The following is a 12,712-nucleotide window of genomic DNA, read 5'->3' on the forward strand; positions in this document are numbered from 1 at the left end:
GTGGCCAGGGCGGCGGCGGTGGAAACAACCGCGGCGACAGTCAGCCCGGCTTCAAGGGCGAAGACCGTCCGCCGAGCGGTGCCAATCAGCCCGATCCGATGAAGACGTCGGTCGGCTACATCGGCGCCGACAGCTTTTCAAGGCAGCGCAAGGAGCAACGCCAGGCGCCGCGGCGCGGCGGTGGATCGGGTGGCGGCTATGGCGGTGGCGGTGGTGGCGGCAATGCAGGCGGCGGCGGGGGTCGCCGTCGCGGTCGCTGAAAGCACCGCCGCCCCGCGGTTTTTCATGGATCGGTCATGGGTCGTTCGGCCCGGCCGGTTAAAATCAGAGGCTTTGTCAAGGCGGCAACCGATTGGGTGCGGCGCTGACGAATCGTCTCAAAATCAAGCAGGAAGCATCTCAAAATGGCCATCGAACGCACTCTCTCCATCATCAAGCCCGACGCCGTCGCCAAGAACGTCATCGGCAAGATCGTTTCTCGCTTCGAAGCCGCCGGCCTCAAGGTCGTCGCTGCGAAGCTCGTGCATCTGTCGCGCAATGAAGCCGAGCAGTTCTATGCCGTGCACAGCGCACGCCCGTTCTTCAAGGACTTGGTTGAATTCATGATTTCCGGCCCGGTGTTCGTGCAAGCGCTCGAAGGCGAAGACGCCATTGCCAAGAACCGCGACCTGATGGGCGCGACCGATCCCAAGAAGGCAGCTGCCGGCACCATCCGCGCCGACTTCGCCGACAGCATCGATGCCAATGCAGTGCACGGCTCCGACGCACCTGAAACCGCTAAGAACGAAATCGCTTTCTTCTTCGCCGGCCTCAACGTCTACGCACGTTGAGGTGCCCGCCCGACTGACGCAATGACGACGGCCAACCTTCTCGAGTTCGATCTGGAGGGGTTGGCCGCGTTCTGCGAGCGGCTGGGTGAAAAACGTTTCCGCGCGACCCAGCTTTTCCGCTGGATCCATCAGCGCGGCGCCAGCGACTTTTCGCAGATGACCGATCTCGCGAAGTCGCTGCGCGAAAAGCTGGCGACCACCGCGCGCATCGAAGCGCTCCCGGTCACCACGCAGCACGAGTCCGCTGACGGCACCATCAAGTGGCTGTTCGACGTGGGCGACGGCAATGCGGTCGAGGCGGTGTTCATTCCCGAAGACGATCGCGGCACTTTGTGCGTGTCTTCCCAGGCGGGGTGCGCCGTCGGCTGCCGCTTTTGTTCGACCGGCCACCAAGGCTTCAGCCGCAATCTGACGACCGGCGAAATCGTTGCGCAGCTTTGGTTTGCCGAGCATTTTTTGCGCAAACATTTGAAGCGCGATCCGGGCCAGGAAGACCGTGTCATCTCGAACGTCGTGATGATGGGCATGGGCGAGCCGCTGCAGAACTACACCGCGCTGGTTCCGGCCCTTCGCACGATGCTTGACGACAACGCCTACGGCTTGTCTCGTCGCCGTGTCACCGTCTCAACCTCTGGCGTGGTGCCGATGATCGACCGGCTCGGTACCGACTGTCCGGTCGCGCTTGCGGTGTCGCTTCATGCGCCGACCGACGCACTGCGCGACGACCTGGTGCCGCTGAACCGCAAGTACCCGATCGTCGAATTGCTCGAAGCATGCAAGCGCTATCTGGCGCACGCGCCGCGCGACTTCATCACCTTCGAGTACTGCATGCTCGACGGCGTCAACGACCAACCCGAGCATGCCGAGCAACTGGTCGCGCTGGTTCGCCAGCACGGCATTTCGTGCAAGTTCAATTTGATTCCTTTCAACCCGTTTCCCGCGTCTGGTTTGCTGCGGTCGCCGCAGGCCCGAGTGCTGGCTTTTGCGAAGACGCTGAGTGCAGCCGGGCTGGTGACGACCATCCGCAAGACGCGCGGTGACGACATCGACGCGGCATGCGGACAGCTGGCTGGCGATGTCAAAGACCGCACGCGGGCTGTCGAGCGCATGGCTGAACGGCGTGCGAGTGGTGCCGCTTCCACCTCGGGTCGAACCATCGTTTTGCACCCGGTCCGCGAGGCGCGGCCCAGTTCGAACACCGCGAAGATGTCGACGACTTCGAACACACCGAACATTCAGGAGCACTGAAGCGATGAGCATGGCTTTTTCGATGACGCGTTCGTTCGCGCAACCGCTGTTGGCGCGCCTCCTTCTTTGCCTGGTCACCGGCATCGCGCTGGCCGGATGCGCCAACAAGGGCACCGGCGCGGTGGCGAGCACGGCCGGCAATGGCGCGCAGTTGCTGACCGACTCCGACGAAGGCAATGGCCGCAAGCGAGCCCGCCTGCGGCTTGAACTCGCCATCGGCTACTTCGAAGCCGGGCAGACCACGGTGGCGCTCGACGAAATCAAGCAATCCCTGACAGCCGACCCGACCTACTCGGAGGCCTACAACTTGCGCGGCCTTGTCTACATGCGGCTCGACGACGCCGGCCTGGCCGAAGACAGCTTCCGCCGCGCCATCGCGCTCAATCCGCGCGAACCAAACACGCTGCACAACTACGGCTGGCTGCTGTGTCAGCAAGGCCGCAACGGCGATGCCATGCAGCAGTTTGGGCAGGCTCTGGCAATTCCGGGCTACCCCGATCGTGCCAAGACGCTCATGACGCAGGGCGTGTGCCAGATCAAGGCAGGCGACCGTGCCGATGCCGAGCGCAGCCTCACGCAGGCTTATGAAATCGATCCCGGCAACCCGGTGATCGGGTTCAATCTGGCCACCTTGCTGTTCCAGCGCGACGACATGACACGCGCCCAGTTCTACATCCGGCGCGTCAACAACAGCCCGTCTGCCAATGCCGAATCACTCTGGCTCGGCATCAAGATCGAACGCCGCCTGAATAATCGCGAAGCACTGGCCCAACTCGCCAGCCAGTTGCAGCGCCGCTTCTCTCAGTCGCGGGAGGCCATTGCGTACGAACGCGGAAATTTCAATGATTGAACGCGCCAGTGAGTTCGGCGCTTCGCAAGGGGCGCCGCTGGTGGTCGGCGACAGCACGAACATGAGCGCTGGCGACATGCTGCGCGAGGCGCGCGAAGCCCATGGCCTGCACATCGAAGTCGTGGCTGCGGCGCTGAAGGTGCCAGCGCAAAAGCTGCAGGCCCTCGAAGACGATGACATCGACTCCTTGCCCGATCCGGCTTTCGCTCGCGCACTTGCCGCCAGCGTCGCGCGAGCGCTCAAGATCGATCCGGTCAAGGTACTGGCGAAGATGCCCGGCTCGCCTCGCGCCGCGCTCGCCGACGCCGACCGCACCATCAGCAGTAGCTTCCGATCCGGTGCGCCGCGATCGGGACGAGGCTCGAATTTGTTGCCTTCAGGCGCGTTGCTCGCGGTCGTCGCGCTCTTGCTCATCGGTGCCGCTGCGTTGTTCTGGCTTCCCCAGTCCGCATTCGACCAGGTGAGCTCGGCCTTCGCGCGCATCACGTCGCGCAGTGCGGCCGAAACTCCCGCCGAGACCGAATCGGCTCCCGTCTCCGCAAGCGCACCCGGCACCGTGGTCGAGCCCGCCATGCCGGCGACGGTGCAGCCCGCGACGCCTGCGACCACCGCCCCTGTGGGGTCCCCGGGAGCGCAAGTCGGTGCTGTCGGCAGTGCTACCGCGACGACTGCAGCCGTCGCTGCAGGCAGCGACATCCTGGTTTTCGTCGCCCGCGCGGACTCCTGGGTGACCGTGACTGAAGGCGACGGCAAGCAGGTGCTTCGCCGCACCGTGCAGACCGGAGAGACTGTTTCGGTCACCGGCAGTCTGCCGCTGACCGTCGTCGTCGGCCGCGCGTCCGGCATCGATGTGAAGGTGCGTGGCAAGGTTTTCGATTTGGGCCCTGTGACCAAGGGCGGCGGCGTTGCACGCTTCGAGGTGAAATCATGAACGATTGCTTTCCGATCGAGTCAGCGGCGCCCAAGGCGCGGCGTTCGCGTCAGGCGACGGTGACGTGGGGCGCGCACACGGTCACGGTTGGCGGCGACGCACCGGTGCGCGTGCAGTCAATGACCAACACCGACACGGTCGATGCCATCGGTACCGCGATCCAAGTCAAGGAACTCGCGATCGCGGGCTCCGAGATGGTCCGCATCACGGTCAACACGCCCGAGGCGGCGGCCCAGGTTCCGTACATCCGCGAGCAGCTCGACCGCATGGGCATCGACGTGCCGTTGATCGGAGACTTCCACTACAACGGGCACCGTCTGCTCACCGACTATCCGGCCTGCGCCGAAGCGCTCAGCAAGTACCGCATCAACCCCGGCAACGTTGGCAAGGGCGACAAGCATGATCGCCAGTTCGGTCAGATGATCGATGCCGCGATGCGCTGGAACAAGCCAGTGCGCATCGGCGTGAACTGGGGCAGCCTCGACCAGGAGCTGCTGTCGGGCTTGATGGACATCAACAGCCAGCGTGCTGCGCCCTGGGACGCGAAGCAGGTCATGTACGAAGCACTCATCACTTCGGCCATCGATTCGGCCAAGCTCGCTGAATCGATGGGCATGGACGGCAATCAGGTCATCCTGAGTTGCAAGGTCAGCGGTGTGCAAGACCTGATATCGGTCTACCGCGAACTGGCAAAGCGTTGCGACTATCCGCTGCATTTGGGCCTGACCGAAGCAGGCATGGGTACCAAGGGCACCGTGGCTTCTGCTACGGCCTTGTCGATCCTGCTGCAAGAGGGCATCGGCGACACCATCCGCGTGTCGCTCACGCCGCAACCCGGCGAAGCACGCACCCAAGAAGTCGTGATCGCCAACGAGATCCTGCAGGCGCTGGGCCTGCGCATGTTCGTGCCGAGCGTGACCGCGTGTCCCGGTTGCGGTCGCACCACCAGCACCACGTTCCAGGAACTCGCCAAGCAAATCGACGACTACCTTCGCGCACAGATGCCGGTGTGGCGCACCAAGTACCCGGGCGTCGAAACCATGAAGGTGGCGGTGATGGGCTGCATCGTCAATGGGCCCGGCGAAAGCAAGCACGCGGACATCGGCATCAGCTTGCCGGGCAACGGCGAGGCACCTGCCGCACCCGTTTTTATCGACGGCGAAAAGGCACTCACACTGCGCGGCGACAACATCGCCAACGAGTTTCATCAGCTCGTCGAAAACTACATTGAAAAGCGCTTTGGTGGCAAGCACGCCGTCGTCGCCTGACCTTCCGGAATCCATGGCCGATAAATTGAATGCCGTCAAAGGCATGAACGACATATTGCCGCCCGAATCGGCGCGCTGGGAGGCGCTCGAGCAGACGGTGCGCGAACTTATGGGGCGCTATGCCTATCGCAATATCCGCACGCCGATCGTCGAGCCCACGGCGCTCTTCGTGCGCGGCACTGGGCAAACCACCGACATCGTCGAGAAGGAAATGTATTCCTTCGAAGACCGGCTCAACGGCGAGCAGCTCACGCTGCGGCCCGAGAACACGCCCGGTGTCGCGCGTGCGGCCATCGAGCACAACCTGACCTACGACGGCGGCAAGCGGCTCTGGTACACCGGCCCGATGTTCCGGCACGAGCGACCGCAGCGCGGGCGCTACCGCCAGTTCTACCAACTCGGCGCGGAGGCACTGGGCTTCTCGGGCCCGGAGGTCGATGCCGAGCTGATGCTGCTGGCGCACCAGCTGTTCCAGACGCTCGGGCTGCGCAACATCCGTGTCGAACTCAATAGCCTGGGTGTGCCGGTGGAACGTCAGGCGCATCGCGCGGCGCTCATCACCCACTTTCAGCAGAACGCCGACATGCTCGACGCCGACGCGCAGCGTCGCCTCGAGACCAATCCGCTGCGCATCCTGGACACCAAGAACCCGGCGATGCAGCCGCTGGTCGAGGCAGCGCCGCGCCTGCTGGACTATTTGGGCGACGCGTCGCGCCGCCATCTCGAAACCGTGCAGTCCCTGTTGACCGCTTGCGGCGTCGAATGGACGATTAACCCCCGCCTGGTGCGCGGTCTGGATTACTACAGTCACACGGTGTTCGAGTTCATCACCTCCGAACTCGGCGCGCAGGGAACCCTGTGCGGCGGCGGTCGCTACGATGGCCTGTTCGAAGTGCTCGGTGGCAAGCCGACGCCCGCCGTGGGATGGGGCATGGGGCTTGAACGCGTGCTTGAACTGCTGAAGGAGCAGGCCAGTGCGACCACTTTGCCAGTGCCAGACGCTTATGCGGTGATCCCGGATGCGGCAGCGCTCGCGCAAGCCATGCCGGTGCTGCAGCAACTGCGCGCGGCCGGCGTTGCCGTGCAGATGCATGCCGGCACGGCCGATGGCTTCGGCAGCTTCAAGTCGCAGTTCAAGAAGGCCGATGCCAGCGGCGCTTTGTACGCGCTGATCTTCGGTGCCGACGAGCTGACCCGCGGCGAAGTCATGGTCAAAGCGCTACGAGATGGCAGCGGTGCCCAGACCGCACGACCGCTCGCCGAGGTGGCCACCTGGGCCGCCACCCTACAATCTCGGGCTCTCTACATCTGACAGCGCATGGCAACTCCACTCGATCTCGAAGAACAGGAACAGCTCGACCAGCTCAAGCATTTCTGGACCACCTACGGCAGCCTCATCACCTGGGTCGTGCTGATTGCGGCTGGCGCATTCATGGCGTGGAACGGCTGGCAGTACTTGCAGCGCACCAAAGCTGCTCAGGCCGCTGCTCTCTATGACGAGCTGGAACGTGGCGCACAGGCCGGCGACACGGCGCGCATCGAGCGCGCGCTGGCGGACATGAAAGAGAAATTCGCAGGCACCGCCTATGCCCAGCAAGCGGGGCTGCTCGCGGCCAAGACGCTGCATGAAAAGGGCAACGACGAGGCATCGCGTGCCGCGCTCGCATGGGTCGCCGACAAGGCCGTCGACCCTGGTTACCAGGCCATCGCCAAGCTACGGCTGTCGGCCGAGCTGCTCGACAGCAAGGCATACGACGACGCTTTGAAGCAGCTCTCCGGCGGCATGCCCAAAGAATTCGAGCCCCTGGTGGCGGATCGCAAAGGCGACATCTATCTGGCCCAGGGCAAGCGTGAAGAAGCGAAGACCGAATACCGCAAAGCCTGGACCGGCTTCGAAGGTCGTGGTGACTATCGCCGCCTGATCGAAATCAAGCTGAATGCCGTCGGCGTTGATCCGAAGACCCTGGCGCCGACCATCACCGTTACCCCAGCCAAGACCACATCATGAATTTGAAGCGATTAGTGTCTCTGAAGCACGCCCTGCGAGCGGGCGCCGCGATCGTCGCGATCACCGTGCTCGCCGCCTGTTCCGGCACTGAAAAGCCGAAGCCGGCCGAACTCCCGGCCAACGTCGCCGTGCTCGGCGTGCGCCAGGCCTGGACCGCCAAACTGCCGGCAGTGACCTTCCCGCTGCAGACCGATGTCAGCGGCGACATGCTGGTCGTGGCCAGTGCCGATGGCACCGTCGTCATGCTCGACTCGCGTTCCGGCAAGGAAGCCTGGCGTGGCAATGCCGGTGCACCTCTCACGGCCGGTGTCGGCAGCGACGGCACTATCGTCGCGGTCGTCACTCGGAACAACGAACTCGTTGCGCTCGAAAACGGCAAGGTGCTCTGGAAGCAGCGCCTCAGTGCCGAGTCATACACAGCACCGCTGGTCGCGGGACGTAGGGTGTTCGTGCAAGCCGCTGATCGCACCACCAGCGCGTGGGATGGGCAAACCGGTCGCCGTCTCTGGTCGCAACAGCGCACCGCAGAAAACCTCGTGCTGAAGAAGCCCGGCGTGCTGGTCGCTGTCGGCGACACCCTGGTGACCGGCGTGGGTGGGCGACTCGTCGGCCTCAATCCGAACAACGGTTCGTCGCGCTGGGAATCGCCGATCGCGGCGCCGCGCGGCACCAACGACGTGGAGCGCCTGGTCGACCTGACCGGCACCGTGAGCCGGGTTGGCGATACCGTCTGCGCGCGTGCGTACTACGCCAGCGTGGGCTGCGTCGATTCGCAGCGCGGCACGCTCATCTGGAGCAAGCCGGCGTCCGGCGCCGAAGGCCTCAGCGGTGACGACCGCTTCGTATTCGGCACCGAATCGAACGGTAACGTGATGGCCTGGCGTCGTGCCGATGGCGAGCGCGGATGGGTCAGCGAGCGTCTGAAGTACCGCGATCTGACAGCGCCCCTCTCGGTCGGCCGCTCGGTCGTCGTCGGCGACAGTACGGGCCTGGTCCATTTCCTGTCGCGCGAAGACGGCTCGCCGCTCAACCGCGTGACCACCGATGGTTCGGCCATCGCTGCCACGCCGGTCCTTGCCGGCAACACGGTCGTCGTCGTCACCCGCAATGGCGGCGTGTACGGCTACCGGCCTGAATAAGTTTTGAAAGCCCGACTGTGAAACCCGTCATTGCTCTGGTCGGGCGTCCCAACGTCGGAAAATCGACCCTTTTCAACCGACTGACGCAAACGCGCGACGCGATCGTCGCGGACTATGCCGGGCTGACCCGCGACCGCCACTACGGAAATGGTCGCCAGGGCAAGCACGAGTTCATCGTGATCGATACCGGCGGCTTCGAACCCGACGCGGGCAGCGGCATCTTCAAGGAGATGGCCAAGCAGACGCGGCAGGCCGTCGCCGAGGCCGATGTCGTCGTGTTCGTGGTCGACGCGCGCGAAGGCATCTCGGCGCAGGACCATGACATCGCGAACGAACTGCGGCGCCTGGGGAAGCCGACGGTGCTGGTGGCCAACAAGGCCGAAGGCATGCAGGACGGCACCAAGCTGGTCGACTTTTACGAGCTGGGCCTGGGCGATGTGCATGGTATTTCGGCCGCGCACGGTCAGGGCATTCGCGATCTGGTCGAGCTGGCACTCGAGCCGCTGAATCTGGTCGACCCTGAAGAAGACGCTGACGAAGACGACCCGAACAAGCCCATCAAGCTGGCCGTGGCGGGGCGTCCCAATGTCGGCAAATCGACGCTTATCAACACATGGCTGGGCGAAGAGCGCTTGGTCGCTTTCGACTTGCCGGGCACCACGCGCGACGCGATCACCGTGCCCTTCGAGCGCAACGGCCAGAAGTTCGAGCTGATCGATACGGCCGGCTTGCGCCGCAAGGGCAAAGTCTTCGAGGCCATAGAGAAGTTCTCGGTCGTGAAGACCTTGCAGGCTATCGAATCGGCCAACGTCGTGCTGCTGCTGCTCGACGCATCACAGGGCGTGACCGACCAGGACGCGCATATTGCCGGCTACATTCTGGAGAGCGGTCGTGCGGTGGTCATCGCCATCAACAAATGGGAATCGATCGACAGCTACCAGCGAGAACAGATTCAGCGGCAGATCGAAACGCGGTTGCCGTTTTTGAAGTTCGCGGCGCTGCACTTCATCTCAGCGATCAAGCGTCAAGGCCTGGGCCCGGTCTGGCAGTCGATTGCGCAGGCGCATAAATCGGCAACCCGAAAGATGTCGACACCCGTGCTGACACGCTTGCTGCTCGAAGCGGTGCAGTTCCAGTCGCCTCAACGTGCCGGAATGTTCCGCCCGAAGATGCGTTACGCGCACCAGGGCGGAATGAATCCACCGGTGATCGTGATTCACGGGAATTCGCTCGAACACGTGACCGAAGCGTATAAGCGCTTTCTCGAAGGACGCATTCGAAAAGAATTCGATTTGGTCGGCACACCGATGCGCATCGAGTTCAAAACGTCGACAAACCCATTTGCCGACAAAGATCGCAAGTAACGGATTGCATGCCAAAGAGCGCGGATGACTCGCTACAGCGCCTCAAGTTCCGGATGTTGAGTGCCGTTATTTTCAGAGGGTTTTGGATGCCAATGCTGCAGCGCAGAAACCCTGTGTTAAGGTGACATTTCCAACAACAACTCTTGAACACGGAGAATATCGTGAGCAATAAAGGGCAGCTTCTTCAAGACCCCTTTCTGAACACCCTACGTCGCGAGCACGTGCCGGTTTCGATCTATCTGGTCAACGGCATCAAGCTGCAGGGCCAGATCGAGTCGTTCGACCAGTACGTCGTTTTGCTTCGCAATACGGTGACACAGATGGTCTATAAGCACGCTATTTCCACTATCGTGCCGGGTCGCGCCGTCAATTTCTCGGCTGCCGAGAACGACGACGTTGCCGCTTGAACGGCGCGGCGGGTTCGCCTGCCGCGCCTTTCTCCATATTTGACTCCGCTTGTCTGATCTGATTCCCCGCCAGGAAGGCGCCGCCGTTCTCGTCGGCGTGGACTTCGGGTTGCCGCATTTCGACGCAGAGCTCGAAGAACTTGGCCTTCTCGCGCAAACAGCCGGATTGACCCCGATTGCACGTGTGGTGTGCAAGCGCAAAGCCCCCGACGCCGCATTGTTCATCGGCAGCGGCAAAGCCGAAGAGATCAAAGAACTGGCCGAAATCCATCGCGCCAGTGAAGTCATCTTCGACCAGAGCCTGAGTCCGGCGCAGCAGCGCAATCTGGAGCGAACGCTCGACATGGCGGTGTATGACCGCACTTTTCTCATCCTTGAAATCTTCGCTCAACGCGCCCGCTCGCATGAAGGCAAGCTGCAGGTCGAGCTTGCGCGCCTCCAATATCTGAGCACGCGACTGGTTCGTCGCTGGTCTCACCTGGAGCGCCAGACCGGCGGTGCCGGTGTCCGTGGTGGCCCCGGTGAAAAGCAGATCGAGCTCGACCGTCGCATGATCAGCGAGTCGATCAAGCGCACGCGCGAACGCCTGGCCAAGGTGCAAAAGCAACGCGGAACCCAGCGCCGTCAGCGCGAGCGCCGCGAGATTTTCAATATCTCGCTGGTCGGCTATACAAATGCTGGCAAGTCGTCGCTGTTCAACGCGCTGGTCAAGGCGCGTGCCTATGCGGCAGACCAGCTCTTCGCCACGCTCGACACGACAACTCGGTCACTCTACTTGGGCGACGCGCGTCGCCAGGTTTCCATCTCCGACACCGTCGGCTTCATCCGCGATCTGCCGCACGGGCTGGTCGATGCCTTCAAGGCGACGCTGCAGGAGGCCATCGATGCCGATCTGCTTTTGCATGTCGTCGACGCGTCGAATCCCCATTACCCCGAGCAAATGGCCGAGGTCCAAACGGTGCTGAAAGAGATCGGTGCCGACAGCGTTCCGCAATTGGTGGTGTTCAACAAGATCGACGCCCTTGAAACTGGACGACAACCGCTGCATCTGGTTGACGAGATGGAAATAGAGGGAGTACGGATTCCCAGGATTTTTCTGAGCGCGCATACGGGTGAAGGCCTGCCGGCATTGCGAGCCGAGTTGGCACTGCGCTCCGGTTCGGTTTCCGATGCGACCATGACCTTAGCGTCCGACGCTGAATTGCACGATGCTGCAAACTGATTGGGCACAATCCCGTCACTGACGAGAGAACAGAAGCGAATGAATGCAAAGCCAGTGTGGAGCCGGTTTCAGGGAATGTTTAACCTGAACGACGGAAAATGGGGGCGAGGTGACGAGCCCTCGTCTAATGGCGAGCGCGCGGGCGCCAATCGGCCCGATGCCGATCCGCCAAGTACACCGCCACCACCGCCTTCGGGCAACAACAATCGGCCGCGCGGCCAGGGCCCGAACCAGGGCCCCCCTGACCTCGATGAGTTGTGGCGTGACTTCAATCGCAAGCTCGGCGGTCTCTTCGGCGGCGGTCGTGGTGGCGGTGGCGACAAGAACCGGCCTAGCGGCAACGGTGGCGGTGGCCCCGGCGGCTTCCGCCCCGACATGAAGAACGCGGGCGTCGGCCTCGGCCTGGTGGCGGCGGTTGCCGTGCTCATCTGGCTCGGCACCGGCTTCTTCATCGTGAACGAAGGCCAGCAGGCCGTCATTACCCAGTTCGGTCGCTTCAAAGAGACGGTGGGCGCAGGCTTCAACTGGCGGTTGCCGTACCCGATCCAGCGTCACGAGCTTGTCGTTACCTCGCAGATCCGTTCGGTCGACGTCGGGCGCGACAGCATCGTGCGTTCAACCGGGCTGCGTGAGTCGGCCATGTTGACCGAAGACGAGAACATCGTCGAAATCAAGTTCGCGGTGCAGTACCGTTTGAGCAACGCGCAGGCATATCTTTTCGAGAGCAAGGCACCGGCAGACACGGTTGTCCAGGTTGCTGAAACAGCCGTTCGCGAAGTCGTCGGCAAGATGAAGATGGACGCGGCGCTCGCCGAAGAGCGCGACCAGATCTCGCCGCGCGTGCGCATACTGATGCAGACCATCCTCGACCGTTACAAGGTCGGCGTCGACGTGGTGGCGATCAATTTGCAGCAAGGCGGCGTGCGTCCTCCCGAGCAAGTGCAGGCGGCGTTCGATGATGTGCTGAAGGCTGGTCAGGAGAGGGAGCGTGCCAAGAACGAGGCCCAGGCGTATGCCAACGACGTCATTCCCCGTGCGACCGGTACCGCGTCGCGCCTGAAAGAAGAATCCGATGCCTACAAGGCGCGAATCGTCGCCCAGGCTCAGGGCGATGCCGGACGCTTCGGCGCCGTGCTCACCGAATACCAGAAGGCTCCGCAGGTCACCCGTGACCGCATGTACACCGACGCGATGCAGCAGATCTACAGCAATACGACCAAGGTTCTGGTCGACTCCAAATCGGGCTCCAACTTGCTCTACCTGCCTCTCGACAAACTCATGGCATCGAGCGGCGTCAGCCCGGTGCCTGCGCCCGCCGATGGTGCCTCGCCAAATGTGGCGGGCACCGCTACTCCGCAGTCATCGGTGATTCCGGTCATTCCCAATGGTGGCGAAGCCCGAGCGCGCGATGGTCGTTCCCGCGACCGTGACGCGCGTTGAGCCGG

12 protein-coding genes and 1 pseudogene are annotated in these 12,712 nt (G+C 63.1%); all 13 read left to right on the top strand.

Going from position 1 to position 12,712, the window contains the following annotated elements:
* Positions 1–260, top strand: a pseudogene (locus tag QN397_RS20260) (23S rRNA pseudouridylate synthase B); the annotation flags it as partial.
* A 144-nt stretch (positions 261–404) separates the two neighbouring features.
* Complete coding sequence (gene ndk / locus QN397_RS20265; protein WP_187052455.1) at positions 405–830, top strand: nucleoside-diphosphate kinase; 426 nt, start codon at positions 405–407, stop codon at positions 828–830.
* A 21-nt stretch (positions 831–851) separates the two neighbouring features.
* Complete coding sequence (rlmN, locus tag QN397_RS20270) at positions 852–2,078, top strand: 23S rRNA (adenine(2503)-C(2))-methyltransferase RlmN (RefSeq protein WP_323501741.1); 1,227 nt, start codon at positions 852–854, stop codon at positions 2,076–2,078.
* Between the two features lie 4 nt (positions 2,079–2,082).
* Positions 2,083–2,928, top strand: a complete 846-nt coding sequence (pilW, locus tag QN397_RS20275; protein WP_323501742.1) for a type IV pilus biogenesis/stability protein PilW — start codon at positions 2,083–2,085, stop codon at positions 2,926–2,928.
* A complete protein-coding gene (locus tag QN397_RS20280) occupies positions 2,921–3,859 on the top strand; it encodes a helix-turn-helix domain-containing protein (protein WP_323501743.1) in 939 nt (312 codons plus the stop codon). The genes pilW and QN397_RS20280 overlap by 8 nt, the downstream gene beginning before the upstream one ends.
* Positions 3,856–5,127 (top strand): flavodoxin-dependent (E)-4-hydroxy-3-methylbut-2-enyl-diphosphate synthase, encoded by a 1,272-nt coding sequence (ispG, locus tag QN397_RS20285; protein ID WP_323501744.1) that lies wholly within the window; start codon positions 3,856–3,858, stop codon positions 5,125–5,127. The genes QN397_RS20280 and ispG overlap by 4 nt, the downstream gene beginning before the upstream one ends.
* 13 nt (positions 5,128–5,140) lie before the next feature.
* Positions 5,141–6,439 (top strand): histidine--tRNA ligase, encoded by a 1,299-nt coding sequence (gene hisS, locus QN397_RS20290; RefSeq protein ID WP_323501745.1) that lies wholly within the window; start codon positions 5,141–5,143, stop codon positions 6,437–6,439.
* Positions 6,440–6,445: 6 nt separating this feature from the next.
* Positions 6,446–7,135 (top strand): tetratricopeptide repeat protein, encoded by a 690-nt coding sequence (locus QN397_RS20295; protein WP_323496447.1) that lies wholly within the window; start codon positions 6,446–6,448, stop codon positions 7,133–7,135.
* On the top strand, positions 7,132–8,274 hold the full coding sequence (bamB, locus tag QN397_RS20300) for an outer membrane protein assembly factor BamB (RefSeq protein WP_323501746.1): 1,143 nt from the start codon (positions 7,132–7,134) through the stop codon (positions 8,272–8,274). Before QN397_RS20295 ends, bamB begins: the two co-directional genes overlap by 4 nt.
* Before the next feature lie 17 nt (positions 8,275–8,291).
* Positions 8,292–9,638, top strand: a complete 1,347-nt coding sequence (der, locus tag QN397_RS20305) for a ribosome biogenesis GTPase Der (protein ID WP_323496449.1) — start codon at positions 8,292–8,294, stop codon at positions 9,636–9,638.
* Between the two features lie 161 nt (positions 9,639–9,799).
* Complete coding sequence (gene hfq / locus QN397_RS20310; RefSeq protein WP_261802415.1) at positions 9,800–10,045, top strand: RNA chaperone Hfq; 246 nt, start codon at positions 9,800–9,802, stop codon at positions 10,043–10,045.
* 49 nt (positions 10,046–10,094) lie between these two features.
* The gene (gene hflX, locus QN397_RS20315; protein ID WP_323501747.1) at positions 10,095–11,267 is read left to right on the top strand and encodes a GTPase HflX; all 1,173 of its coding nucleotides are present in this window, start codon (positions 10,095–10,097) and stop codon (positions 11,265–11,267) included.
* A gap of 75 nt (positions 11,268–11,342) precedes the next feature.
* Positions 11,343–12,707: an FtsH protease activity modulator HflK gene (gene hflK, locus QN397_RS20320; protein WP_323496512.1), complete on the top strand. Its 1,365-nt coding sequence runs from the start codon at positions 11,343–11,345 to the stop codon at positions 12,705–12,707.
* The last annotated feature ends 5 nt before the right edge of the window (positions 12,708–12,712 follow it).

Source organism: Variovorax sp. RTB1 (assembly GCF_035018765.1).
Taxonomy (GTDB): Bacteria; Pseudomonadota; Gammaproteobacteria; order Burkholderiales; family Burkholderiaceae_C; genus Variovorax.

Excerpts from the sequence above, each read along its gene's own strand:
- ndk (WP_187052455.1), top strand. The coding sequence starts at position 405 with ATGGCCATCGAACGCACTCTCTCCATCATCAAGCCCGACGCCGTCGCC.
- rlmN (WP_323501741.1), top strand. The coding sequence starts at position 852 with ATGACGACGGCCAACCTTCTCGAGTTCGATCTGGAGGGGTTGGCCGCG.
- pilW (WP_323501742.1), top strand. The coding sequence starts at position 2,083 with ATGAGCATGGCTTTTTCGATGACGCGTTCGTTCGCGCAACCGCTGTTG.
- QN397_RS20280 (WP_323501743.1), top strand. The coding sequence starts at position 2,921 with ATGATTGAACGCGCCAGTGAGTTCGGCGCTTCGCAAGGGGCGCCGCTG.
- ispG (WP_323501744.1), top strand. The coding sequence starts at position 3,856 with ATGAACGATTGCTTTCCGATCGAGTCAGCGGCGCCCAAGGCGCGGCGT.
- hisS (WP_323501745.1), top strand. The coding sequence starts at position 5,141 with ATGGCCGATAAATTGAATGCCGTCAAAGGCATGAACGACATATTGCCG.
- QN397_RS20295 (WP_323496447.1), top strand. The coding sequence starts at position 6,446 with ATGGCAACTCCACTCGATCTCGAAGAACAGGAACAGCTCGACCAGCTC.
- bamB (WP_323501746.1), top strand. The coding sequence starts at position 7,132 with ATGAATTTGAAGCGATTAGTGTCTCTGAAGCACGCCCTGCGAGCGGGC.
- hflK (WP_323496512.1), top strand. The coding sequence starts at position 11,343 with ATGTTTAACCTGAACGACGGAAAATGGGGGCGAGGTGACGAGCCCTCG.